This is a genomic window from Pseudomonas sp. EL_65y_Pfl1_R83, from assembly GCF_963970695.1.
Lineage (GTDB): Bacteria > Pseudomonadota > Gammaproteobacteria > Pseudomonadales > Pseudomonadaceae > Aquipseudomonas > Aquipseudomonas tritici.
In genome coordinates this window covers 108,532-131,961 of the sequence record NZ_CAXAQI010000016.1, presented here as the reverse complement: position 1 = coordinate 131,961, position 23,430 = coordinate 108,532, and the positions used below count along the sequence as shown (strand labels likewise).

Sequence of the window (23,430 nt, the reverse complement as noted above, 5' to 3'; positions counted from 1 at the left end):
GGTTCCGTGCCTCGGAACCTGTCGTCCGTTTTACCCTCAGCATAAGATCTAGAGCATGTACCTACGCAACATTGCAGTCGGGCTGTCTGCCCTTGTTTTGCTCTCTACCGCTGTAGAAGCCCGCAACCTGGCAAACCCCTACACCCCCACCGAGCAACGCGCTTCATTTGATGGTTGCGCTGATCTTTTCCCTGCCAATACGCCGATCAAAACCGCCACCATCCCTGCGTCAATGACACCTCTGGCGCTGTGTTCCGACACGTTTGCAGTGCTGTACTCGCAAACCAGCAAGACGCCGCTGGTGGTGGTCGAACGCCTGAATGCTGCGCAGTTGAAAGAGGCGAAAGGCGAGGAGCGTACCAACCAGTTCTACCCCGACCCACGCATCCCCAAGGCTGGGCGTGCTGAGTTGAGTGACTACCGCAGCCAGCACCCGGCTGTGGACCGCGGCCACCAGGCCCCGGCCGCCGACGCACCGGATGCCCACGCGATGGCCCAATCCTTCGCACTGTCGAACATGGTGCCGCAAGACCCCACCAACAACCGCAAGATCTGGAGCAAGGTCGAGGCCGACGTGCGCAAGTTTGCCAAGCGTGCTGGCGGCGATGTGTATGTATTCACCGGTCCGCTGTTCGACCCGGGCCACGGCACCATCGGCGACAACCACGTCTGGGTGCCGACGCGGCTGTTTAAATTGGTGTACGACGCCTCAAGCAAGCGAGCCTGGGCGTATGTGCTACCCAACGCTGAGACGCGCCTCCAGAAACCGATGGACTACGACACCTTTGTGAAGAGCACCGGCCTCAAGTTGCTGGGGAATCTTCCGGTGTCAGGGTCGGTGGGGAGGGGTTGACCGACGCATCACCACTCTCCTGACCGGCACGGCGAGCGCAGCACCCACCGCAGCAGAGATCACATGTGGGAGCTGTCGAGCCCCTGCGAGGCTGGGAAGGCGGCGGCATTGCCAGCCCCTTTCTCGCCTGGCCCACCGCTTTCGCAGCCTCGCTAAAGCTCGACAGCTCCCACAGGGGGATTGGCGGTATTGGTTGAGTTTTCGATCGCCTGGGCGTTGAGCGGTTGCTGAGTCAGCTGTCCTGGGAAGTACTTGGCTCTTGAGCCGCTTCAGCCGCCAGCTTTTCCCGGTCTGCCTTGCTGACGTACGTATCCTTTCTCTTCGGCGCCAATTTGGCGCTGGCCTTTTTGGCCTTGGCCTTGAAGAGCTGCTTCAGTTTTTTCTGGCGGTTCATGTCTTTCTACCCGGGCTGTACAGGCTCGGGATGATACCAGCTTAAAAACCGACGCCATTCCCTGAGTCGCTTTTTAGCGCCAATCTGTGTATTGAATCGCCCTCCCTTTTGCCAATAATCGGGTCCTCCAGCGCACAACGGACGACACTGATGAGCATCCACACCCGCACCAAACGCATGACCGTCCCGCAACTGGTCGCCATGAAGGGCCAGCAGAAAATCGTCTCCCTGACGGCTTACTCCAGCGCCATCGCCAAGCTGATCGATCCTTTGGTCGATTTCATCCTGGTCGGTGATTCCACGGCCATGGTCGGGTACGGCCGCCCCTCGACCTTGAGCATGCAACTTGAAGAAATCATCGGCCACACACGGGCCGTGGTCGATAGCACGCGCTTGGCCTGTGTGATTGCCGACATGCCGTTTGGCAGTTATCAGGAATCCAATGAACAGGCCTTCCGCAATTGCGCCCAGGTGCTGGCGCGCACCGGCTGCGACGCCGTCAAGCTGGAAGCCAACCAGGCGTTAGCCGGCACCGTCGAGTTTCTGGTGGCGCGCGGTGTTCCGGTGATGGCGCATGTGGGGCTGATGCCGCAGTTCGTCAACGTGATGGGCGGCTTCAAGGCTCAGGGGCTCACCGCCGAAACCGGCGCGCGGATTGCCGAGGATGCACGGGCCAATCTGCAGTCGGGTGCGTTCAGCCTGTTGCTCGAAGGGGTGGCAGAGGGCGTGGCCCGGCAGATCACCCTCGACTCGGCAATGCCCACCATCGGCATCGGCGCTTCACCGGCCTGCGACGGCCAGGTGCTGGTGACTGAGGATGTGCTGGGCCTGGGCGGCGAGCAGATGCCGCGTTTCGTCAAACAATACGCGGACGTGGGCGCGGTGATCCGCGATGCCTGCGAACGGTTTGCCGAAGACGTGCGTCACGGTCGTTTCCCTGAGGCGCGGCACTGCTACGGACTTTGACGAATTGCCCGGGCCAGTTGCTCCACGGCCTGGGCGATGTCTTTGCTCCAATCGAGGGTAAAGCTCAGGCGCACATGCTGTTTCCAGGCACCTTGCTGGCTGAACAGTTCGCCGGGGGCGATGACGATGCGTTCTGTCAGCAGGCAATCGAACACGCGCTGCATGTCGACCAGACGCGTGGCTTCCAGCCAAAAACACGCGCCACCCTGCGGGATCTGCACTTCAAAGGCACCCTTGCCGTGTTCGTCCAGCAGGCCTTTCAGCTGGGTCATACAGTCCTGCAACAAGGCCCGCAGCGTGTGCAGATGCGGGTCGATGCGCTTGGAAGTGAATAGCTTGGCAATCGCCTTCTGGCGGATCGGCGACAGACGAAATGCCCGCGCCAGGAACGCCTGCTGCAACTGCGCCCCACACCCACGGCACAGCACATAGCCGTAGGGTGCCTCCGAGCCGATCACCTTGTCGAAGGTCGAAAACACCAGCAGTTTCTGCGGGTCGGCAACGTCGCGATAGCGGGCCGGCCGGGGCGCGAAATACAACTCGCCGTAGGTGTCGTTTTCGAACAACCAGATATCCCGCTCCGCCAGCCATTGGCAGATCTGCTGTTTATCCTCAGCCGGCATGCGGCTGCCGTGGGGAATGTTCACGGTGGATGACAGCACCGCCAGGCGAATGGGTGCGTGCTTGAGCAGTTGATTAAGCGCAGGCAGGTCGAAGCGCCCGTCGGCGTCAAGGTGCAGTTCGATCACGCGGATGTTCGCGGCTTTAAGCTGGCGCAGGATCGCCCACGAGCACGGAGACTCCACCAACGCCACTGTGCCCGCCAAGCCCAGGGCGTTCAGCGACAACGCCAGCACGCTGTGCAGGTCCGCGCCGACATAGACCTGATCGGCCTGCCAGTAGTTGTCAGTGGAGCAGGTGTAGCGCTCGGCCAATGCAGCGCGCAGCTCCGGTTCGCCAAAGGGCAGGTACAACGGTGTCAGTGAGCGCGGGTATTGGCGGGCCATCTCCCGCTCAATCATCAGCAGTGGGTTTTCCAGCGACATCAGCATGGCCGGTGCGTCGCTGCTCAGGGCCAGCATGCCCGGCTGGCGGGCATTGGCAAAGACCTGATCGAGCAGGCTGGGTGCGCGCTCAGTTGAGACAGCCGTCGGCTGCAGACGGGTGAAGTAACCGAACTTGGGCCTGGCGTATACCCGTCCTTCATCCTCAAGGAGCGCGTAGGCGTACTTGGTGGTCGACACCGATACGCCGAGGCGCTGCGCCAACTGGCGCAGCGACGGCAACTTGTGGTCGCCTTGCGAAGGGCTTGCCTCAATCAACTCGACGAGGTAGCGGTACACCGCTTGATAGGCGAACGGGGCGTTTTTAGGTGTATCCATAACCCTTTGCGCCGCATGACTCGCCATTGCAGAGAACACGAGCAGGGTGCCCTGTTAAAGGTTGGCAGCCGTGAGCGTGTCGCCGCTCTCTGGCCGGCGCTCTACAAACGTGGCCTTGACCCGTTTAGAGACAAGCATATAGGGCACCCATACACACAAGCCAATCAATGCACGTACCATTTCTTTCGCTGTGTTGAAGTCGAATATGGGTTGATCCGCCAGAACAAGCGAGCATGCCCATGCATCAAGAGGAATGAAAATAGCCGATACAACGACTGCGGCTATATAAACCTTGGGGAACAAGTAGTGCTTTGTGCAGAACAGGTAGATCAAATAAGCGTAGGTAGCAGCCATGAGTGCGTTGATAAGTGTTTCTGAAATCAGGATCGGCCCCCACAGCGGGTTATACAAGGGTGATGCCTGCGTGGTGACAGCGGTAAATGTACCCTCTGCGAAGATAGGGTAATGCACTTCGAGAAGCATCTTGGTCAGGCGGAAAGCTGTTGCAAACAGGCCTATTCCAACTAATATAAGCCAACCTCGTAGTCCCTTTAAATTTCTGCTTTCTTGCATGTCACGCTCTATAAGTAAGTGTTCAAATGATCGTATAGCAGTGGTGCATAAGGTAACGTGGTGCGCTCACTGCATTGATAATCTTCTAGGTTTTATCCCTGTTTCAATTTCGGAAAGACTTTCCCAGGAATTCAGTAATCAACCCAATCACCTGTTGCTGAATCACCGCCCTGGGGCGAGCCCCTTCACCATCGCGGCAAATCATGCCATCGCCTGGCGAGTCCTCTTCGATCAACGCCATACCGCCCGGCTTGCAGGTCGACATAAAGCTGAAGTGAGTGGCGTCGGCGATCTCTACGTAGTGTGTCGAGGCTTTAGGCAACCGCTTGACCATATCGGCGGACTCCAGGTTGGGGTCCATATCCTCCGTTGGCACGCCCCCCGCAATTACCAGTGCCGGCACCGGCAGTGCGGCCAGGCTGGCGTCGGTGAAGCCGCGCGACAGGCCCAGGTCCAATGTCACCACGGCGCCGACGCGTGGGTCGCGCAGGGCGGCGGCCAGTTGGGCCTTCGCAGCCGGTGTCTCGGCCGGTTTGATCTGCTGGTAGCCGATGCAGCCGCCCAACTTCGGGTGTGCATTGCAGTCGCGGGCGAAGAGGTCCGGGTCGAAGCGTGCACCGGCAATTTCCATGGCCGTCCATCCCCCAATAGAGTGACCCACCACGGCGATCCGGTTTTTCGCCACCGCGCCGAACTGCTTAGGCTGAGCGATCACCGCATCGATGGCCCGGCTCAGGTCTTTGGGCCGTTGCCATAACTGTGCGGCAGCCTGCGGGCTGCGGTCCTTGCTGGTGGTGCCGGGATGGTTGACCGCCGCCACGATGTAACCCTGATGGGCCAAGGCGCTGGCCAGCCACACCTGGTTGCCCCAGTTACCGCCGTAACCATGGGAGAGCACCACCAGCGGGTGTTCGCCGCTTTGCGCAGGCGCGTCGGGCACCGCGAGGGCGCCGAAGAACACTGCGTCGTCACGGATCAGCTCGGGTTTAGTGGCGGCGGCGGTGGGGTACCAGACGACCATTTGCAATGGGCGCTGCGTATCCGGGACGGTGACGTTTTTGAAGCCGATACGTGGGGTTTCGGCGAATACAGGCGCCGCCAGGATAATCAGTAGCAGCGCGGTGAGGGTGGTTTTCACAGTTTTTATCATCCTTGATATGAGGGCCGCATCATGCCTTGAAACAAGGAGTTTTAATAGAGGGGAGGCTGGACCAGGAAGTTTCTGACGTATTCCTACGTTTAAGTATGACGGCGTTATCCTTCGTTATTTTAGGAAGTGGGTGGCTTTATTCGGTTAATTAATCGTGCAATGGTGGGGGCGTAAATCTTACGGTTGGATTGATTTGAACGTTATGTGTTAACGCCTGACGCTATGGTGATGATTATGGAAAGCGCGATTGTGTTTGTTCGTCGTTCAGGCCCAAGCAAATATCTGCTCGCATTGGTTGCTGCTTTGGTGATTTTCATTAACGAAGGAGTGCAGGCGCAGGAAAGGTCTATTCCTAAGTCTGAGGCGCCCGGCCCTGTGCTCGTGTTATCCAATTCCGATACCAGTCCCGGTGTAGGGTTTGCAAGTTTCAGTGTTGTGAGCTCTGATTTCCCAACCGGGACCCTCGCTGATCCCAAGCAGTTAGTGGAAGTGCAATGGAATACGACTTACTATCCTGAAAGTATCATGGAGGATGTGAAGTTGTGCTACTCGCGCCCCTTCAGTTCTCAAGAGGACTGCAGGAAAATTCTTCCAAACTCTTCCGGAACACTGTCGGACTTCAATGTTCAGTCTTTCGGTAATGGCTCGCGTGTCAGAATCTATCATGATGTATACGGGGGGACGCCCCGCTATACTCGGCCTGCGGGTGTAGACTCAGTGGTATTTAAATACAGGTACTAACTCAGTGGAAGCTGCTGGGGATTAAGTTGCTTCGAGTTTATTTTTAAATAGATAACCAACGTATATTTAATGCCGGGTAGCTTCGGCTTCCTCCTGGGCTGGGAGAACATCCATGATCACTGTTCAACCTCAGGCATCCGCATCCTACGGGCGCATGACAACAAGTAGTTCCGTCAGTGCCGTTCCGTTGTCTACGGTTCCACACGCTAACGATCAGACGGCTGTGGCTTCAGCTACGATCCGTGACGTTACTAGCAGCACCGTCTCAATCCTGGCTCGTCAGCTGAGCGAAGCTGCAACACGGGCTGAAACCCGGGCCGGCCAGATGAGCGCCAACCCACTCCATTCGATTACGGGTGACCATTACCTCGCCAATAAAGCTCAGCACGATACGGAAACTCCCAGCACCGAAACCCCAGAGCTCCTGGCACGGGCGCGGCACGCCACTGGTTTCGTCAACGGTACGGACAGCAACCCGTTTAAAGAACTCGCGCGCAATCAGCTCAGCCTGATTGCCGGGGATGACGGCGGCTCCTTCACCGTCAATGAACGACGTGCAGCGTGGGAAGCGCTGGCATCAACGGCGCCCAAGGTCGCCACCCAGTCGGCCCCAGCTTCCGTTAACGGCCGCGACCTCATGATTTCGCGCTTGTACAACGGCAATGAACCCCCCGTTGCCAAGCCACCCGCCACTGTCTACAACGGCACTCAAAACCACGCCGATTTCCTCAACCGTGATGACCGTGCCTTGATCTCGGATATGTACGCCTATGCAAAAGCGGAAGGTGCGGACCTGTATTTCGTAGATCGAGTGGCCATAGAACTCGGCACCTACCGTCATTACAGCGACGGCCTTCAACTCGCGGGGAGCAACGTTCGCTATGACTGGGACGGGTTCCAGGTGACGTGCGACTACAAGCCAGAGGACGCCGCAGACGCGTCAAGAATCCTGGAGGGTTCGGCGATCAACAGTACCCGTCTCGACCAGGGGTTTTTACGATACATCCTGAGTCCGAGCCAGGGAACGTTCTCCAATATTGGGGGCATACCCTTCCTGGAGCGGATGGTAAAAAAATTCTCCAGTGAAGGCGCTGATCAACCTCCACTGGGCAGCGAGTTCGCCACCTTCAAAAGAGCCAAGCGCGAGGACCATGTCGTTAAAACCACGGACAAGAACATAAGGCTCCCGCCCTTCAAAGCACTTACCGAAACCGTGAATGGTGTCTGGCACCTCACCGAGCACGGCAAGACCGCTGGCTATTTGATGGATAAGTCCACCGGTAGGCTGTACAAGCCCACTGATCCTCTAAGCGATCAAGTGCAACAGCGCTCGCCCTTGAATATTCCTGCTGGCGAAGCGCCCAACAACACCTTGCTCGACGCCCTGGCAGACACCCGCGAGCAGCCAACAACACGTTGGATCTGGCCCGGCCATCTGTTCAAACTGATGAAAAACTTCAAACCCTGAAGCGCCACTGTCCACCAGGCACTGCAAGCGCATTTTGCTCATGCGCATTGCAGCCCAGCCGACTCAGACCCCCGCGCCTTCCGCTTAAGGCTTACGCGTGCGTAAGCCCAGTCAACGTATCCGCAAGGGTCTTCGTGCGTTGCGCTGTCCCCTCAGTCGCACGGCTTGACGCCTCCAGTGCATCGAGCATTTCGCGCAGCGCGCCCACCCCGGTGGACTGGTCCTCAATCTGCTGGGCAACGCGCTGGATCTCGCTCGACAGCAGGTCGATATCCACACTAATCTCCGCCGCATTCTTACGCGTGATCTCCGCCAGTTTGCGCACTTCGTCCGCCACCACCGCAAAGCCCCGGCCCAGGTCGCCCGCGCGCGCCGCCTCGATGGCGGCGTTGAGCGCCAGCAGGTTGGTCTGCCCGGCGATTTGCTGGATCACCTGCACAATCGACTGGATACGCAAACTTGAACCCGCCAGCGTGCGTGCACCTTCCACTGCGATATCTGCCTGGCTCGACAGCCCCTCCACCGTCGCTCCAGCCTGGGCAGACACGCTGTTCTGCCGGTCAATGGTGCCCACCAGATCATCCATCGACGCATGCAACTCACCCGAGTAATGCTTGAGCTGCGAAGCAATGTCCTCCTGCTGCCGCTCGGCTTGCGCCAACACTTGGCCCAAGTCTGCCAGGCCTTCGAACACCGGCAGGATATTGCGGTCCAGCCCACGGGTATTCAGGGTGTCGGTGAAGTCTTTGTTCTTGAACGCGTTAATTTGCTTGACCACCACATGGTTCAAGCCCGCCAGTTTCTTCACCTGCCGGCGCAGGAAAAACGCCTTGAACTCGCCATAATGGGCGATGAAATTGTCGACGTACTCGTCATTGAAACTGACGCCTTTGGCCACCCGAAAGAAGAAAATCGCGGTCAGCGTCTGGTTCAGGTTCAGCCCCAGGATTTCACCAAAGGTCGAAAACCCCGCCAGCGGCACATCCCCAAACGTGCCGGCCATGCTGCCCAGTTCGGCGCCGTTGTTCAGCCGGCGCAAAATGCAGTCATTTAGAATACCCGCCACCGGCTGGCCACCCTTGCCGCGCAAAAATTGCTCGTAGTCCAAACGCGTTGCCTCACGCAACGGCGTACGCCGCACCATCACCAACTCTTCACCGGGTGCCACGTCGCAAAACAGCTGCACGATCTGCTGCTCATAGTCGATGCGCGCGATGGAGCGCACGAACAACTCACTGCCCACGCGGATGGCAAACGAGTAGTCCGCCAGCTTCGATTCCAGCGCCTGGGGCGTGCAGTTGAACGCATCGCACAGCGCTTGCACCATGTTCTTGATGTTGCCGCTGCTGTCGATCACCTGGTCAATCGTGCGGTCCTCTACCGACGCGGTCAGCACACTGAAGGTCAAATCCGCCGGCTTGAAATTCTGGCTCTTGAACACGCCAAAGCGCACTTGGGCTGCCGTCTTCAGGAACACAATCTGCGCATGGTTCTGATAACTGCGCTGGCCGTCGTGAATCAGCGTCTTCTGGAAGTCCGACTTGCCCCCGGCCGACCCGCCCACGAATAAACACGGAAAACGCCCGGACTCATACAGCGCCTCCATGAAAAACGACTCCGACGCCGACAACCCGTCAAACACGACATAGGCCAACGTATCGCGATGATCGATCTGCGTATGCACCTGCACCCCTTTGATATTGCTTACCAGCTTGGCAATCCGCTCCTGCATCCCCAGGCGCTTGCCGCCACTGCGAATGTCCTCACACTCCAACGGCACCATCACCACCTCGGCGGCAGCGATCACGCTGTCGTCGAACAACTGCAGCACAATCCGGTCCCAGCGTTCGCCAGTGGTGCAGTAAAGCGTCTTGGCTGCGTTGCACAACTCGCCGGCAGTGGTGCACAGGCTGATGGTGCTTTGGGGAAAGCGCCGTTTGAGCTTGGCGGCGATTTGGTCGATGTCCAGGTGCGGGGAGATGAAGCCGGTGATGAGCGTCGGGCTGATGCGCAGGGTGGCTAAGGACGGCTCCAGTTCGTTGGCGGTGCAGGTGAGCGTGGTGGTGCCTTGACGGTCGGGCCGGGCTTTTTTGAGAAGGGCGAGTGGGTTCATGGTGGGGGCTCAATCGGGAGGGGGCGCAGGGTATTGGCATGCGGTTAATAAGGTTATCGGCGGGAGGGGTGAGGGCAGGAGGGGAGGTTGGCGGGATGCGACAGATGGCCGCATTTGGCCGGCGCGGGATGCGCGCGAGCTACGGCAGGGGCCTTGCGGAAGCCTATGACTAGCCCTGTAGATCTTGATGAGTGGGTGACGCACGGAGAAGCGGGCGAAAGAGATTCTTGATGCCCTGAGAGGTCGATGAAATGAGCGAATCGAAATTCAAACCCGAGGATATGCCGATCCTCGATCTTGATACGTCCGGTACCCGCGTCTATGAAGCTTCGCGCTTCCTCGACAGCCCGGACACCATCAGTGCGTATCTGGCGCAAAGCATGAAGTCTCAAGACCCACAGGTACTGATGAAGGCACTTGCGGAGGTCACCAAAGCCCAGGGCGTGAACAAGGTGGCCGAGGCGGCGGGGGTTAATCGCGAGAGTCTTTACAAAACGCTGAAAGGCGGATCAAAAACGCGCTATGAGACGATCCAGAAGCTGATGATGGCGTTAGGGGTTGAGCTGACTGTGCAGCCGATTGCGATCCAAAAAACACCGGCAGTCGTCCGCAAACTTTAATACGAAAACGCGCACTTCAGCACGAAGCAGTTCGAGTGTGGGAGCAGGCAAGCCAGCTCCCATATTTGTTTGCGTGTTTTTGGCCTTACCGCACCAGGCACGGCTGTTTGTTGTTGAAGCGCCATCCCGGAATCAGGAATTGCATCGCCACGCTGTCATCCCGCGCCCCGAGGCCCATGCCTTTGTACACTTCATGGGCCTTGGCCACGGCGTCCATATCGATCTCTACACCCAGGCCTGGCTTGCTCGGCACTTTCACGTAGCCGCCTTCGATTTTCAGTGGCGCCTTGGTCAGGCGTTGACCGTCCTGCCAGATCCAATGGGTGTCGATGGCGGTAATGTCGCCCGGCGCGGCGGCGGCTACCTGGGTGAACATCGCCAGGGAAATATCGAAGTGGTTGTTGGAGTGCGAGCCCCAAGTCAGGCCCCATTCATGGCACATCTGTGCGACGCGCACCGAACCCTGCATCGTCCAGAAGTGTGGGTCGGCAAGAGGAATATCGACGGATTGCAGCTGGATGGCGTGGCCCATTTCGCGCCAGTCGGTGGCGATCATGTTAGTGGCGGTTTTCAGCCCCGTGGCGCGGCGGAATTCGGCCATGACTTCGCGGCCTGAGTAGCCGTTTTCGGCACCGCAGGGGTCTTCGGCATAGGCCAGTACGTGGTGCTGGTCTCGGCACAGGCGGATGGCTTCTTTCAATGACCAGGCGCCATTCGGGTCTAGGGTGATGCGGGCATCCGGGAAACGTTCGGCCAAGGCCGTGACGGCTTCGATTTCGGCATCGCCACTGAGCACGCCGCCTTTGAGCTTGAAGTCGTTGAAGCCGTATTTGGCGTTGGCAGCCTCAGCGAGGCGCACCACGGCGTCGGCCGTCAGGGCTTTTTCGTGGCGCAGGCGGAACCATTCATCGTCGCTGTCGGCCTCGTTGCGGTAAGCGAGGTTGGTAGCGCTGCGGTCGCCGACGTAGAACAGGTAACCGAGCATTTTCACGGCATCGCGCTGCTGCCCTTCGCCGAGTAAGGCGGCCACCGGGACATCGAGGAATTGACCCAGCAGGTCGAGCAGCGCGGCTTCCATGGCGGTGACGGCGTGGATCGTAATGCGCAGGTCAAACGTCTGCAGGCCGCGCCCGGCCGCGTCGCGGCAAGCAAAGGTGCTGCGCATCTTGTTGAGCACGCGCTGGTACTGACCAATGGGCTGGCCGATCACCAGGCTGCGGGCGTCTTCCAGGGTCTCGCGGATGCGCTCGCCACCGGGTACTTCGCCCACGCCGGTATTGCCGGCGCTGTCTTTGAGAATGACGATATTGCGCGTGAAGTAAGGCCCATGGGCGCCGCTGAGGTTGAGCAGCATGCTGTCGTGGCCGGCGACGGGAATGACCTGGAAGTGGGTAACGACGGGAGTGTTCATGGCAAGTTCCTAAATGGGCTCAAAGAGGTTTGCTGAGGGCGGCGCCCGTAGGCACAGTTGGCGCCAGCACGGCGGAGGGCGACGTCTTGGCAAAAAACACCAGGATCGCAGCGAGCACCGAGGTGCCGGCCAGGCCATAGAGGCCGCCCTGGATCGAACCGGTGGTCTGTTCCAGAAAGCCAAAGGTGGTCGGTGCAACGAAACCGCCCAGGTTACCGATCGAGTTGATCAGCGCGATCACCGCGGCGGCAATGCGCGCATCCAGGTAACCCTGGGGAATCGGCCAAAACAGCGACGACGCCGACTTGAAGCCGATGGCCGCAAAGCAGATCGCCACAAAGGCAAAGATCGGCCCGCCGATGGTGGACATGAACATGCCTGCGGCGGCAATCAACAGCGCCGCCGCCACCCAGGCCTGCTGGAACTTGAACTTGCCCGACAGCGAGGCGAAGGTGTACATGGCGATGATCGAGATCAGCCATGGAATCGAGTTGAAGAGGCCGACCTGTATATCACTCAAGTCGCCCATCTTTTTGATGATGCTCGGCAGCCAGAATGTCGCCGCGTAGATCGTCAGTTGAATGCAGAAATACAGCGCGCAAAACAGCAGGATCTGGCGGTCTTTCAGCAACGTGCCGAGGGTCGGTTTGACGGTGGTGAGGGCTTCACGTTCGCGCTGTTCCTGGTCGATGGCATTGACCAATGCGTCCTGTTCTTCGCGGGTCATCCATTTGGCGTCGTGGGGTTTGGAGTCCAGCCAGAACCACACAAAGAACCCCAGCGCCACCGAGGCCAGGCCTTCAATGGCAAACATCCACTGCCAGCCGTGGAAGCCAAACCCTTCGATCTGCAACAGTGCGCCTGAGAGAGGACCGGAAATCAGTGAGGCGACCGCCGAGCCGCTGAGGAAAATCGCGATGGCTTTACCACGCTCCACGCCGGGCAGCCAGCGGGTGAAGTAGTAGATCACCCCAGGGAAGAAGCCGGCTTCGGCCACGCCCAGCAGGAAGCGCAGGATGTAGAAGTGGGTTTCGTTCTGGATGAACGCCATCATCGTCGCGACGATGCCCCAGGTGAACATGATGCGGGTCAGCCAGATTCGCGCCCCGACCTTCTGCAGCAGCATATTGGAGGGCACTTCGAACAGGGCGTAGCCGATGAAGAACAGTCCGGCGCCGAATCCATAGGCGGCGGCGCCAATGCCCAGGTCATGCTCCATGTGCGTGCGCACAAAGCCGATATTGACCCGGTCGATGTAGTTGAGGATGAACATGATCACGAACAGTGGGAGCACATGGCCCTTCACTTTGCTCACGGCGCGTGCGAGGACCGAATCGCTTTCTGGTGCGGCAGATGCATGGCTTGAATTGTTCACAATTCAAAACTCCCCCTGATTATTTTTATGCGGGTTTGCGTGTCTTGTTGATAGACATCATACAAGTAGGTTTCGCGAGATCGCAATGCGTTGGTGCGTTTTTTTGTGCCTATAACACCCTGCGTAGATCAGATTTTTGGTTTTATGTATAGTTTTTACTAGGTTTTATGCAGGTTTTGAACGGTCTGATTGTTTGGGAGAGTCGCAATGGCTCGAGTGAAAATCGTGAGCGTGATGATTGGTTGTCATACAAGCTGATGGTTTTTTTAATCAACCCGGGCCCGTCGCCGGGCGGGGTGTTAAGCTCCCTCCAGCTCAGCCCCGTGGACTTGTAGCAATGCCCATTGAAAGTGGAACCCCCCCGCGAAGACGCCCCACCAACCTTGCCCAAGGCGTGGTCGATGCGCTGACCCAGCGCATCCTGCTTGGCCAGTTGAAGCCCGGTGAGAAATTGCCATCGGAATCCACCATCGTGCTTGAGCATGGCGTGAGCCGAACCGTCGTGCGCGAAGCGCTCTCGAAACTGCAGGCGTCTGGCCTGGTGGAAACCCGTCACGGCATCGGCACCTTTGTATTGGCGCTGCACGCCCAGCAGGGTTTGCGCCTGCATGTGGACACGGTGGCCAGCGTGCGCAATATGCTCGAGCTGCGTCTGGGCTTGGAGGTACAGGCCGCAGCGCTGGCAGCGGTGCGTCGAACCGACGCTCAACTGGCCCACATGCGCCAGGCGCTCGACGATTACCAGGCGTCCCTGGCCAACAACGACACTTGTGTGGAAGAAGACAAACGCTTTCACCAACTGATCGCCGAGGCCACCGGCAACACGTTTTTTACCGAGATCATGCTGCACCTGGGGAACGCGATGATCCCGCGCACCCAACTCAAGGGTGACGAGCGTGGCGGCGCCGACTTTGCCCAATTGGGGCAACTGGCGAATCTGGAGCACGAGGCGATCTTCAACGCGATCAAACGCCAGGACCCTGACGCCTCACGCGCCGCCATGGTGCTGCACCTGACCAACAGTCGGGATCGTTTTTCGGGGGAGCGGGGCCGTTGAACGAACACACTTTATCCATGCGCCTGGAACGCGTGGGGGCGAACGTACCGACTGGCGCGCGCCTGGCGGACATTGGCTCCGACCACGGCTATTTGCCGGTGGCCTTGATGCGCCGTGGTTTGATCGTGGCGGCGGTAGCGGGGGAGGTGGCTGCTACGCCATTCCATGCGGCGCAGCGCACCGTGCGCTCCAATGGCCTGGAGCAGCAGATTACGGTGCGCCTGGCCGATGGCTTGGCCGCCATTGAACCCCGTGACGGCGTCACCGCGATCAGCGTTTGCGGCATGGGTGGCGAGACGATTCGCGACATTCTCGAAAACGGCAAGTCTTACCTGAGTGGCCAGGAACGGCTGATCCTGCAACCCAACGGCGGCGAGCAACCCGTGCGCCAATGGCTGATGGATAACGGTTATTCCATCCTCAGTGAAGAGCTGCTGTGGGAGAACCGCTTCTACTACGAAATCATCGTCGCCGAGCGCGCTGGGCCGGTGGCTTATAGCGCCGAACAGCTGTACTTCGGCCCGCTGCAGATGCAGGCGCGCAGTCCGGCGTTCCTGGCCAAGTGGCAGCGCATGTTGCATCAAAAGCAAAAGACCCTGGCCAGCCTGGAGCGCGCGCGGCAGGCGGTGCCTGAAGAGACGCGGCAGGAGATTTCCCAGCAGGCCAGGTGGATTGCCGCGCTACTGGCTTGACACACCTTCATTCAAATTTTCCAGCCCCCACAGGGATGGGGGTTGTGCCGGGTGTTTGCGCCATTAGTTACAGGGGCGCTCTGGGGGTGAGTGTTTCTGCCCCATTTTCGTGCGTTTCTCGTTGTTTATTTGGTGCGAGCCCGCCTATTTCGGGGCGTTCCCTCATAGGCCCATTTTTTGCTTGTGGCTTTCCAATCAATGACATGGCATTTTGCCGTTAGTCATTTCAAGGCTTCACCCAGCGGTGCACCGCGTGGGTCGTTTTTGGAGAGTGGTCGGACATGCACAGCCTTTTATCACCGGGTATCCGCCTGCTGGGTCGTTTCGGCTTTGCGCGCAAGTTCCAGATCCTGTTCTTGCTGTTCATGCTGCCCCTGGCGGGTAGCCTATGGACGATTGGCTCGGACTATCGCGACAAATTAACCGTGATCTCGAGCGAGCAGTCCGGCGTTCGGCAATTAAAAGCCTTGGACGCGTTGGATGACCAATTGACGGCCCAGCGCAACCTGGCCGCGCGGTGGAAAGCGGCAGATATCCTGCACGCTCCGACGCCGGCGGCGAAGGCGGCGATGGACAAGGTGGATGCGCATTTCCCAGTGATCCTGCAAAGCCTGCAAGCGTTGGGCGATTCACTAAAGTCCCAGAACGCCAGCGCCGATATCCTGGCCCGCTTCGAAGCCTTACAGGCCACAGTCAAGGGCATGGATTCCCAATCCCTGCGCACCGTAGGCTGGTGGCCGGACGGCTACGACCGTTTCACCTTGGCCCTGACCGCGATGCAAACCCTGCGCGAGCAGATCACCCAGGATACCGGCTTGATCCTCGACCCGTGGTTGGAAACCTACCTGTTGATGCAGATTTCCACCCAGCAAACGCCTGACCTGATTGAGCGAATCGGCCGCATGGCCAGTGTGGGTCAGTCATCCATCGCCTCGGGGCAGTTCACCCTGCAAAGCCGTTTGCAGATGCGTGACCTGCGCAGCCGCATCGGCGATGCACGGGACCAGTTGGTTAAGGCCGCTGCCCCCCTTAGAGCCAAGCAATACGTGGGTCTAGAGCCCTGGACCACGCAGTACGACAACAGCCTGCAACGGCTGGACAACGAACTCAAAGTGCTCGACGACGGCGTGTTCGGCGGCACCATCAAGCTCGACACGGCGGCCTTCGTAACCAGTGTCGACGGCATGCTCGACGGTTTGGCCGCACTGCGTAACCAGTCGCTGACCTCGCTGGATGCGCGCTTGAGCTATTACCACACGCGTTCCATGCAGCAGTTTATCCCGTTGGCGGCGACCTTCAGCCTGCTGGCGTTGGCAGCGTTGTATCTGTTCATTTGCCTGCAAGCCTCGATCCGACGCAGCGCCAGCGGTATCACCACCTTGGCCGAATCCTTGCGAGACGGCAATCTGTGTGTGGAAGTGGCCGTTGAGGGGCGCGACGAGCTCGCCGCGATCAGCGCTGCCTTGAACGTCGCAGTGGTGCAATTGCGCACCAGTCTGCTAGGCGTCAATCACGAAACCCAGCAGCTTGGCTCTGCGGTACAGACCCTCAACTCGCAATCGGGCAGTACCCTCAACGAGGTCGAAGACCAGCAACACCAGATCAGCCAGATTGCCGCCGCTGCTACCCAATTGGCCGCCACCTCCGTGGGCGTTGCCCGCAGTTGCGAACAAGCCTCGAGCAGCGCCCAACAAACCCGGCGCATTGCCGAGGACAGTAGTCGCGACAGCCAGCGCACCACGGCCAGCATCCAGCAGCTCAATCAACGCCTGACTGACACCGCCAATGCGCTGGAGCAAGTCAACCAGCAGGGCCAGCAGATTCAATCGGTGGTCGATACCATTCGGGGCATCGCCGAACAGACCAACCTGCTGGCACTCAACGCCGCCATCGAAGCCGCCCGCGCCGGCGAGCAGGGCCGGGGGTTTGCCGTGGTCGCTGATGAAGTGCGCAGTCTGTCACAACGCACCCAGGCCTCGACCGCACAGATCGCCGGCACTGTGGACAGCCTGCGCGCGACGGTCAGTCAGGCAGTCACGCTGATGGGCGCCGCCTGCGAACAAGCGCTGACGGATGCGCAATCGGTCACCGGGCTTGGCGTTCGATTGGGCGAGATCGCGGGCGCGGTGCAGAACGTTACCGACACCTTGGCGCAAATCGCCACGGCAGTGGAGGAGCAGGCCACGACGGCGGATGAAGTGAGCGGCAATATCCAGCAGGTCGACCAGGCCGCCGGGCGCCTGCTCGACGGCGCGCGCGCGGTGAACCAGGCGGCCGACACGCTGAGCAAGGGCAGCCAGGCACTGAGTGACAACACTGCACGGTTTCGATTGGCGTAAGCGCCGACGCTGGCTAGCGGAACCCTTTCGTAGCGACTGACCACTTATTGTCCGAACCCTGGCGCACCCGATGAGTGACGCCAGCATCCAGGTCTCCAAGGAACACGGCCAACAACAACGCCCTTCGATCCCACGGGGTTATAGGTATGAACTTTGATATCTCGAGTACTTTGCGTGCGACTCTGCTGAATATCGGAATTTCCAAGGAGCACATTGGTGCTTTCGATATTCATTCGTCTATTGAAATTAACTTCAAAACGATTAATCCCATTATCATTACTGTTGAAAATGACAGGGTGTGGATGTGGAGTCAGTTGAAAAGGCACTTCGCTATTGATTTTCATGCACGGGAATTACTCGGTCTACTGCAACATGCATTGCCATGGGTAGTGACGGGGCAGGCAGTCTTCGGAAAAGGACAGCACGGCCATGAAGTCAAAGCGTTGTTGGTCGTAGATTGCATTGTCTCGCCTGAGAAGTTGCAGGGCGCGTTGGATGGATTCTACAGTTTGATGGTGTCAATCGATAACAAGCTCAATTAAGTACTCAGCAGCATTCCACCTCTTTTATATGAGTGATACGTCATGGGCATTGAAGCGGGCGCGGTACCTGTGCAACGAACGGCTGTGGGTCAAAAAAGTGAAGGTAACGGACTGGGAAAAACTGAATTCATTAAAAACTATGACTGCATTAAGAACAGGGCGATTGATGTGTCCTCCAACACGTTGCCGTCGTTGACTATAAAAAATGGAGACGAGGAATATCCGGTTCATTTTCTGGTGGAGGGGGCGCAAGTCAGAAATGGCGCTGTCTACAATGCCGTTATAGACAGTGATATTGTGGAAAAATACTCTCAAGATTATATCTTGCCCGGCAAAGCATCCATTAAGGATGGTGCGTTGAGCCTGGGTTTGAATCGCTTCAGGATTGCAGGACCTGTTGAAACGCAAACCCAAAAAATCCTGGCTGCGCTCCAGCTCATCAAGCACCCGGAGGCACGTAGGGCTGAGCTGGCCAAACTCGTCAGCGATCAAGGAACGCAGGGCGCCGAGGGGGCGATGAGGCTCGCCATGGTAAACGATCCGGTCAGGCGAGCATTTGAGAGCTATTACGCCAAGTATGCCTTGCAAGACTATTTCAGCAGTCCGGAGAAATACCAGAAGTTTTCAGACATCTCCGATCGTCAAGTCGACTTTCTTAAACAGCATTTCATTCCTGCACCGCTATTTGATAAGTATGAAGCCGCGTGGCGCAATGAAAGTTTTGACACCCGCATTATTGGCTTGGATCAGCTTCAAGGTTTCTATGCGCGCGCTAAGAAAACCCTCGAAACGCTGGACATTCCAACGTCCGCGCAACACGCGCTGTTTGATATTTACAAGCATCGGTACTTAAGTTACGCGCTGAAAAATGAACCTGAGGTCGCAGCAAAACTTCCGGCGGGGCATTGGGATGGCGTGTTTGATCCCATTAGAGCACCCGGAAAAGGGCGAGTGGAACTCAACGCCAAGGAGGGTAACGTGTTCAGGCAGGCAGACAGTTTTAACGTCGGCATCATGAGGAACATTGATGCGACGCCGAGGGATTTGCGGCTAAACGAGCCCTACTACATTAAATATGAAGATGATTACAAGAACCCATTACTGGCCAGCGCCAGTACGCGCTGTCCAGACCGGCTCGAGATGCAAGATCCCAATCATCCCGATGCGTTCAAGCCGGGTTCGTACTTGAAGGACTTTTTTGAGAAAGGTACCGGTACTTATGTCAATGGTCCTTCGGGTTCCATCTTGATTGAACACGGTGCTTTACGTGCCTGCCAAGAGGCCCATGCACAGGCGAGCGCCACCGACATAGAAACGTACTTGGCCATTCAAGCATTGTTATTTATTTATGTTGATGGGGGGCATTCAATGGACGAAATCGCTTATGCGCTGAAACACGGCACCGCGCGTGAAAAACTTCAAGAAGCGTTCGCAAACCAAGGCGGATTCGACAAGGTCGGGGAGCAGCTTTTCATGAACTTCGGCGCATTGGAGCAAGCAGCCAAGGCCGCCGCCACCTTCAGTCATGCGTTGCAGATCAAAGATCTCACCCATCAAAAAATAGCCCACGCCCACTGAGTTTCAGATCCCTTGTATGCCTACTTCCGAACCTACTTTCATGCTCACCACGGCGTGCGTCACGTAGAAATTTAATTATCGGCACTCCCGGGCGCTGGCGTAGTCTGTTTGCAAGACACCCCTGTCGCCCAGCGGAGCATTCAATGATCATCGTCCACCACCTCAACAACTCACGCTCGCAACGCATCCTGTGGCTGCTCGAAGAACTCGGCCTGCCCTACGAAATCAAGCGTTACCAGCGCGACCCAAAAACCAACCTCGCGCCGCCTGAACTCAAGGCCATCCACCCGCTGGGCAAATCCCCGGTAATCGAAGACGGTGGCCAGGTGCTGATCGAGTCTGCCGCCATCATTGACTACTTGATCCGCCGCCACGGCCAGGGCCGTCTGCAACCGGACCCCGCCAGCGCCACCTACGACAGCTACGTGCAATGGCTGCATTTCGCCGAAGGCTCGGCCATGCTGCCGTTGATGCTCAACCTCTATGTCGGCCGCCTCGGCGACGCAGGCGCGCCGTTGCACCCGCGTATCGAATCGGAGGTGGCCAATTATTTGGGTTACTTGAACGATGTACTGGGGCAGACGCCTTACCTGGTCGGCGATGAATTGAGCGGCGCGGATATCCAGATGAGCTTTATCGGGGAAGTCGCCGGCGCCCAAGGCAAATTGCAGGCCTACCCGAACCTGGCCGCGTGGGTGGAAAAATTCCAGGCGCGGCCTGCGTATCGCAAAGCGGTGGAGCAGGGCGGGGAGTACGCGTTCGCGAAATAGCGTGGCTTAGGGGGGCAGCTTTGCCCCCATTCTTTGTAGTTATTGACCTTCGAAACGCTTCAACGAAAACGACGATAAATCCAGCTCGCTCGCCCCCCCGGATGCACCACTGCGCAAACGCCTCCCCCAGCGCCGCCGAATGCTTGAAGCCACGCCCCGAACACGGCGACACCACCAGGGTGTGCTGCAACGTGGGGGCTGGTCGATGATGAAATGGTGGTCCGGCGTCACGGTGTAGGCCCACACCGCCGACTTGGCCACCTTGGCCGTCACCCCGCAGAGGCGGCCCTGCACCTGTTGTTCGTACATCTCGCGCTCTTGCGCAGGCGAGACTGTGCGGTCGAGTGTTTCGGGCGTTGACGAGGTGTGGTACTGCGCCGTGGCTCTCTTCAGACTGCCCTCGCCGGGCAACGCGGGGAAACCGTAATTGGTATGTTCCAATGTCTATTTCGGCCGAAAGCGCCCCCTTTCTTTCACAACCGGTCTACCATGCCAACCCCCGGCAGTGGTTAACGCGCTACCGACCCCATTCTTAAAAGGTACCGCAATGTCCATCGACCAAATCTCCCTTCCAAAAGGCTTAGGCCCTCACGCCATCAAGCTCCTCGAAGCCATCACCGGCGCTTCAACCCATGAAGAACTCAACCGCGCCGGCGGTAAGGCCGAGGGGTTTGTGTTGGGGCTTGAGTCCACCAAAACCATCAAGAGCCAAATCGCCGAGTCGTTGTATGTGGCCTACGACGACGCGGCGAGTAATCGGGCGGGTGAGTTGAAGGGCTAACAATCAGCCGGGGTAGGGTGCTTCGCGGTCAAGGAGTTTGGTCGTGAGCAACACGCCCAGTTCGCTCAGTTGGTGGATAGCCAGGGCGACGCTGAATAGGGCGGATGGATCAGGTTTTGCTTGAGACATGACGATATCCAGATTAGGGCCGTCACCTCGTCGCGACTAAACAAAAAGGTGGCAGCTGTACGCAGGTTAGTAGACCGGTGGATATCAAAGCCGGCGCGCCCGAAGGCGCCCTACGCACAGCCACCATCAAGCTCAGACGCAATGTCTGACTGATGAAACTCATGCACTTTCAATACCCAACTCAGGCTACTAAACCCGATCACCGAGAAGTCGGCGACCAGGCAACCTTAGAGACGGCCACCCCGGCCCACGATCACGTGGCAGGTCTTCGGCACGTCGGAGAAGTTCTCGGGTTGCGCACCAGTTCTTCTATCGCTGGGATTTTGGCCCAGGCGGCGATGGGTTTCTGGCGGATGTCCACCGTCACGATCCAGGATTTATCCACGGCGGCGCCCATTGGGCCGGTGTTGGGGGAGATGCCCTTGATTTTGGCGGTTTCATAGCCTTGTGAGTAACAAAAGCGAGGTGCTTGTTCCACGTAAGCAGCGCGGCCAGGGTCGGTGAGGCTGTAAGTCTTGTCGCTTTTGGCGAGCAGAACGCCATCCAATACGCTATAGAATTGCCTCCTGGAACTGGCCTCACAACGAAGGATTGAGCATGACATTGACAGTCGAAACCCTACTCCAACTGGCCATGGCCAACCCCATCAACGCCGAAATCACCGCACGCCTGCCCGACCTCGGCGTGGACCAATGCATGCTCACCGCCGGCTGTCTGTTCCAGGCAGTGTGGAACCATCAAGTGAATCTTCCCGCCGCTCAGGGCGTGAAAGACTACGACGTTTTTTACTTCGACACAGACGTGTCCTACGAGGCGGAAGATGCGGTGATTCGTTCTGCCGAGGCGCTGTTCCAGGACCTGGGCGTGAATGTGGAGGTGAAGAACCAGGCGCGGGTGCACCTTTGGTACGGCGAGCGGTTTGGTCGGCCCTATCCGCAGTTGCACTCGGCCAAGCAGGGCGTGGATCGTTACCTGGTGGCAGGTACGTGCATCGGTTTGGATATCGCGACGGGTGAGGTGTACGCGCCCTATGGGTTGGATGACGTGGAACACGGCGTGCTGCGCATCAACCCGCTGCATGCGGAGCCGGCGTTGTTCATGCACAAGGCTAAGAGTTATCAAGCGCGTTGGCCGTGGCTGAAGATTGTGGCGCCGGGTTCAGCCCAGTAACCCTCCCAGCACGGCGCTGGCGGCCACCACCAACCAGGGCGGCAGCTTCCAGAACATCAGCGCCACCAACGCGACCAGTGCCAAGCTGAAGTCCAGCGCAGTGAAGATTGCGCTGGTCCACACCGGCTGATACAGCGCCGCCAGCAATAACCCCACCACTGCCGCGTTCACGCCGGCCAGCGCGGCCTGGGTGCGTGGGCTGCGGCGCAGGGTTGCCCAGAACGGCAGTGCACCCATCACCAGCAAAAATGACGGGGCAAAGATCGCCAGCAGGGCGATCACACCTCCCATCCAGCCGTTCGGGGCATGGTTCATCGAGGCGCCAAGGAACGCGGCAAAGGTGAACAGCGGGCCGGGCACGGCTTGCGTGGCGCCGTAGCCCGCGAGGAATACGTCATTGTTCACCCAGTGCGGTTGCACCACTTCGGCTTGCAGCAATGGCAGCACCACATGGCCGCCGCCGAACACCAGCGAGCCGGTGCGGTAAAAGGCATCTACCAAGGCCAGCGTGGGAGTGGGCAGCCAGCCGGCCAGCATCGGCAGGCCCGCCAGCAACACGAGGAACAGCCCCAGCCACAGGGCGCCCGCGCGGCGGCTGATGGCGACCGGCAGCGTGTCAGGCTCGGCGCTCGGCTCACGTTTGAACAGCAGCAGACCGGCCACGCCTGCGGCGCAAATCACCCCGACCTGGGCCCAGGCGGACGGTTCCAGCAGCACCATACACGCCGCAATCAGCATCAGCATCACACGCGCCAGGCCTTGGCACAGGGAGCGCGCCATGCCCCAGACGGCTTGGGCGACCACGGCCACGGCGACGACTTTGAGGCCATGCAGCGCGCCGTCGGGGAGGGCGCTGCCATAGTGGGAAAGGCCCAGGGCGAACAGAATCAGCGCGATGGCTGACGGCAGTGTAAACCCGGCCCAGGCAGCAGCGGCGCCACCGTAACCGGCGCGGGACAGGCCCAGCGCGATGCCGACCTGGCTGCTGGCCGGGCCAGGAAGGAATTGGCACAACGCGACCAATTCCGCGTAACTGCGCTCGCTCAGCCAGCGTCGCCGTGTGACGAGCTCCTCGCGAAAATAACCCAGGTGCGCAATCGGGCCGCCGAACGAGGTGAGGCCCAGGCGCAGGAAGATCAGGAATACCGACCAGGGGCTGTCGGGATGATCAGCACAGGAGTGGGCCAAGGGGCGAGGTCTCATGAGGTGTTGCGCCACCTTAGCGAATTTTGATGACGTGAAGAAGAGGCCTCTGTTTACGCCAATTGCAACGCGTGATGGAATTTTTGCGCGGGCATTTGAGTCATTGAAGGATGCACGGAGAAA

At 58.8% G+C, this 23,430-nt stretch carries 22 protein-coding genes and 2 pseudogenes; 13 read left to right on the top strand and 11 right to left on the bottom strand.

Annotated features, from left to right (window positions below):
* Positions 1-55: 55 nt before the first annotated feature.
* Positions 56-853, top strand: a complete 798-nt coding sequence (locus AACY08_RS21630) for a DNA/RNA non-specific endonuclease (RefSeq protein ID WP_339471335.1) — start codon at positions 56-58, stop codon at positions 851-853.
* Between the two features lie 232 nt (positions 854-1,085).
* On the opposite strand, the gene AACY08_RS21625 is transcribed toward AACY08_RS21630, so the two are convergent.
* On the bottom strand, positions 1,086-1,247 hold the full coding sequence (locus tag AACY08_RS21625; RefSeq protein WP_339471334.1) for a DUF2986 domain-containing protein: 162 nt from the start codon (positions 1,245-1,247) through the stop codon (positions 1,086-1,088).
* A gap of 150 nt (positions 1,248-1,397) precedes the next feature.
* Between AACY08_RS21625 and panB the strand changes: the two genes are divergently transcribed.
* Positions 1,398-2,213: a 3-methyl-2-oxobutanoate hydroxymethyltransferase gene (gene panB, locus AACY08_RS21620; RefSeq protein WP_339471333.1), complete on the top strand. Its 816-nt coding sequence runs from the start codon at positions 1,398-1,400 to the stop codon at positions 2,211-2,213.
* Here the strand turns inward: panB and AACY08_RS21615 are convergent.
* The 3 genes from AACY08_RS21615 to AACY08_RS21605 all read right to left on the bottom strand — a co-directional run bounded on the left by AACY08_RS21615 (position 2,201) and on the right by AACY08_RS21605 (position 5,306).
* On the bottom strand, positions 2,201-3,595 hold the full coding sequence (locus AACY08_RS21615) for an aminotransferase-like domain-containing protein (protein WP_339471332.1): 1,395 nt from the start codon (positions 3,593-3,595) through the stop codon (positions 2,201-2,203). The genes panB and AACY08_RS21615 overlap by 13 nt on opposite strands.
* A gap of 54 nt (positions 3,596-3,649) precedes the next feature.
* The gene (locus AACY08_RS21610; RefSeq protein WP_339471331.1) at positions 3,650-4,168 is read right to left on the bottom strand and encodes a DUF2569 domain-containing protein; all 519 of its coding nucleotides are present in this window, start codon (positions 4,166-4,168) and stop codon (positions 3,650-3,652) included.
* A 103-nt stretch (positions 4,169-4,271) separates the two neighbouring features.
* Positions 4,272-5,306 carry an alpha/beta hydrolase family protein gene (locus AACY08_RS21605; protein ID WP_339471330.1) on the bottom strand — a complete coding sequence of 345 codons (1,035 nt, stop codon included), beginning with the start codon at positions 5,304-5,306 and terminating at the stop codon, positions 4,272-4,274.
* Between the two features lie 246 nt (positions 5,307-5,552).
* Between AACY08_RS21605 and AACY08_RS21600 the strand changes: the two genes are divergently transcribed.
* Positions 5,553-6,059 (top strand): hypothetical protein, encoded by a 507-nt coding sequence (locus tag AACY08_RS21600; protein WP_339471329.1) that lies wholly within the window; start codon positions 5,553-5,555, stop codon positions 6,057-6,059.
* A gap of 112 nt (positions 6,060-6,171) precedes the next feature.
* Positions 6,172-7,527, top strand: coding sequence for a hypothetical protein (locus AACY08_RS21595; RefSeq protein ID WP_339471328.1), 1,356 nt, complete (start codon positions 6,172-6,174; stop codon positions 7,525-7,527).
* A 91-nt stretch (positions 7,528-7,618) separates the two neighbouring features.
* On the opposite strand, the gene AACY08_RS21590 is transcribed toward AACY08_RS21595, so the two are convergent.
* The gene (locus tag AACY08_RS21590; RefSeq protein ID WP_339471327.1) at positions 7,619-9,640 is read right to left on the bottom strand and encodes an FIST N-terminal domain-containing protein; all 2,022 of its coding nucleotides are present in this window, start codon (positions 9,638-9,640) and stop codon (positions 7,619-7,621) included.
* A gap of 251 nt (positions 9,641-9,891) precedes the next feature.
* Here AACY08_RS21590 and AACY08_RS21585 point away from each other — a divergent pair, with 251 nt between their 5' ends.
* Entirely contained in the window at positions 9,892-10,260 is a 369-nt protein-coding gene (locus AACY08_RS21585; protein WP_339471326.1) for an addiction module antidote protein, read from the top strand.
* A gap of 85 nt (positions 10,261-10,345) precedes the next feature.
* On the opposite strand, the gene gudD is transcribed toward AACY08_RS21585, so the two are convergent.
* Together gudD and AACY08_RS21575 are read right to left on the bottom strand one after the other, a co-directional pair.
* On the bottom strand, positions 10,346-11,671 hold the full coding sequence (gudD, locus tag AACY08_RS21580) for a glucarate dehydratase (RefSeq protein WP_339471325.1): 1,326 nt from the start codon (positions 11,669-11,671) through the stop codon (positions 10,346-10,348).
* Between the two features lie 19 nt (positions 11,672-11,690).
* Positions 11,691-13,046 (bottom strand): MFS transporter, encoded by a 1,356-nt coding sequence (locus AACY08_RS21575; RefSeq protein WP_339471324.1) that lies wholly within the window; start codon positions 13,044-13,046, stop codon positions 11,691-11,693.
* A gap of 337 nt (positions 13,047-13,383) precedes the next feature.
* Between AACY08_RS21575 and AACY08_RS21570 the strand changes: the two genes are divergently transcribed.
* The 6 genes from AACY08_RS21570 to AACY08_RS21545 all read left to right on the top strand — a co-directional run bounded on the left by AACY08_RS21570 (position 13,384) and on the right by AACY08_RS21545 (position 20,024).
* Positions 13,384-14,103 carry a FadR/GntR family transcriptional regulator gene (locus AACY08_RS21570; protein WP_339471323.1) on the top strand — a complete coding sequence of 240 codons (720 nt, stop codon included), beginning with the start codon at positions 13,384-13,386 and terminating at the stop codon, positions 14,101-14,103.
* Positions 14,100-14,795, top strand: coding sequence for a tRNA (adenine(22)-N(1))-methyltransferase (locus AACY08_RS21565; protein WP_339471322.1), 696 nt, complete (start codon positions 14,100-14,102; stop codon positions 14,793-14,795). The genes AACY08_RS21570 and AACY08_RS21565 overlap by 4 nt, the downstream gene beginning before the upstream one ends.
* Positions 14,796-15,076: 281 nt before the next feature.
* The gene (locus AACY08_RS21560; protein WP_339471321.1) at positions 15,077-17,134 is read left to right on the top strand and encodes a methyl-accepting chemotaxis protein; all 2,058 of its coding nucleotides are present in this window, start codon (positions 15,077-15,079) and stop codon (positions 17,132-17,134) included.
* Between the two features lie 146 nt (positions 17,135-17,280).
* Entirely contained in the window at positions 17,281-17,676 is a 396-nt protein-coding gene (locus tag AACY08_RS21555) for an InvB/SpaK family type III secretion system chaperone (RefSeq protein ID WP_339471320.1), read from the top strand.
* A 42-nt stretch (positions 17,677-17,718) separates the two neighbouring features.
* A complete protein-coding gene (locus AACY08_RS21550; protein ID WP_339471319.1) occupies positions 17,719-19,254 on the top strand; it encodes a hypothetical protein in 1,536 nt (511 codons plus the stop codon).
* Between the two features lie 143 nt (positions 19,255-19,397).
* Positions 19,398-20,024: a glutathione S-transferase family protein gene (locus AACY08_RS21545; protein WP_339416376.1), complete on the top strand. Its 627-nt coding sequence runs from the start codon at positions 19,398-19,400 to the stop codon at positions 20,022-20,024.
* Positions 20,025-20,063: 39 nt separating this feature from the next.
* Here AACY08_RS21545 and AACY08_RS21540 read toward each other — a convergent pair.
* A pseudogene (locus tag AACY08_RS21540) lies at positions 20,064-20,453 on the bottom strand (N-methyl-L-tryptophan oxidase); the annotation flags it as partial.
* 118 nt (positions 20,454-20,571) lie between these two features.
* Between AACY08_RS21540 and AACY08_RS21535 the strand changes: the two are divergent.
* Positions 20,572-20,805 (top strand): hypothetical protein, encoded by a 234-nt coding sequence (locus tag AACY08_RS21535; RefSeq protein ID WP_339416375.1) that lies wholly within the window; start codon positions 20,572-20,574, stop codon positions 20,803-20,805.
* 3 nt (positions 20,806-20,808) lie between these two features.
* On the opposite strand, the pseudogene AACY08_RS21530 reads toward AACY08_RS21535, so the two are convergent.
* Positions 20,809-20,895, bottom strand: a pseudogene (locus tag AACY08_RS21530) (DUF6124 family protein); the annotation flags it as partial.
* 292 nt (positions 20,896-21,187) lie between these two features.
* On the bottom strand, positions 21,188-21,481 hold the full coding sequence (locus AACY08_RS21525; protein ID WP_339471317.1) for a hypothetical protein: 294 nt from the start codon (positions 21,479-21,481) through the stop codon (positions 21,188-21,190).
* Between the two features lie 50 nt (positions 21,482-21,531).
* On the opposite strand from AACY08_RS21525, the gene AACY08_RS21520 reads away from it, so the two are divergent.
* The gene (locus AACY08_RS21520; RefSeq protein WP_339471315.1) at positions 21,532-22,104 is read left to right on the top strand and encodes a nucleotidyltransferase family protein; all 573 of its coding nucleotides are present in this window, start codon (positions 21,532-21,534) and stop codon (positions 22,102-22,104) included.
* Here the strand turns inward: AACY08_RS21520 and chrA are convergent.
* Entirely contained in the window at positions 22,093-23,307 is a 1,215-nt protein-coding gene (gene chrA, locus AACY08_RS21515; protein ID WP_339471314.1) for a chromate efflux transporter, read from the bottom strand. The genes AACY08_RS21520 and chrA overlap by 12 nt on opposite strands.
* Between the last annotated feature and the right edge of the window lie 123 nt (positions 23,308-23,430).

Excerpts from the sequence above, each read along its gene's own strand:
- AACY08_RS21560 (WP_339471321.1), top strand. The coding sequence starts at position 15,077 with ATGCACAGCCTTTTATCACCGGGTATCCGCCTGCTGGGTCGTTTCGGC.
- AACY08_RS21610 (WP_339471331.1), bottom strand. The coding sequence starts at position 4,168 with ATGCAAGAAAGCAGAAATTTAAAGGGACTACGAGGTTGGCTTATATTA.
- AACY08_RS21545 (WP_339416376.1), top strand. The coding sequence starts at position 19,398 with ATGATCATCGTCCACCACCTCAACAACTCACGCTCGCAACGCATCCTG.
- AACY08_RS21555 (WP_339471320.1), top strand. The coding sequence starts at position 17,281 with ATGAACTTTGATATCTCGAGTACTTTGCGTGCGACTCTGCTGAATATC.
- AACY08_RS21600 (WP_339471329.1), top strand. The coding sequence starts at position 5,553 with ATGGAAAGCGCGATTGTGTTTGTTCGTCGTTCAGGCCCAAGCAAATAT.
- AACY08_RS21570 (WP_339471323.1), top strand. The coding sequence starts at position 13,384 with ATGCCCATTGAAAGTGGAACCCCCCCGCGAAGACGCCCCACCAACCTT.
- AACY08_RS21625 (WP_339471334.1), bottom strand. The coding sequence starts at position 1,247 with ATGAACCGCCAGAAAAAACTGAAGCAGCTCTTCAAGGCCAAGGCCAAA.
- AACY08_RS21520 (WP_339471315.1), top strand. The coding sequence starts at position 21,532 with ATGACATTGACAGTCGAAACCCTACTCCAACTGGCCATGGCCAACCCC.
- AACY08_RS21590 (WP_339471327.1), bottom strand. The coding sequence starts at position 9,640 with ATGAACCCACTCGCCCTTCTCAAAAAAGCCCGGCCCGACCGTCAAGGC.
- AACY08_RS21550 (WP_339471319.1), top strand. The coding sequence starts at position 17,719 with ATGGGCATTGAAGCGGGCGCGGTACCTGTGCAACGAACGGCTGTGGGT.
- panB (WP_339471333.1), top strand. The coding sequence starts at position 1,398 with ATGAGCATCCACACCCGCACCAAACGCATGACCGTCCCGCAACTGGTC.
- AACY08_RS21535 (WP_339416375.1), top strand. The coding sequence starts at position 20,572 with ATGTCCATCGACCAAATCTCCCTTCCAAAAGGCTTAGGCCCTCACGCC.
- AACY08_RS21585 (WP_339471326.1), top strand. The coding sequence starts at position 9,892 with ATGAGCGAATCGAAATTCAAACCCGAGGATATGCCGATCCTCGATCTT.
- AACY08_RS21595 (WP_339471328.1), top strand. The coding sequence starts at position 6,172 with ATGATCACTGTTCAACCTCAGGCATCCGCATCCTACGGGCGCATGACA.
- gudD (WP_339471325.1), bottom strand. The coding sequence starts at position 11,671 with ATGAACACTCCCGTCGTTACCCACTTCCAGGTCATTCCCGTCGCCGGC.
- AACY08_RS21630 (WP_339471335.1), top strand. The coding sequence starts at position 56 with ATGTACCTACGCAACATTGCAGTCGGGCTGTCTGCCCTTGTTTTGCTC.
- AACY08_RS21615 (WP_339471332.1), bottom strand. The coding sequence starts at position 3,595 with ATGGATACACCTAAAAACGCCCCGTTCGCCTATCAAGCGGTGTACCGC.
- chrA (WP_339471314.1), bottom strand. The coding sequence starts at position 23,307 with ATGAGACCTCGCCCCTTGGCCCACTCCTGTGCTGATCATCCCGACAGC.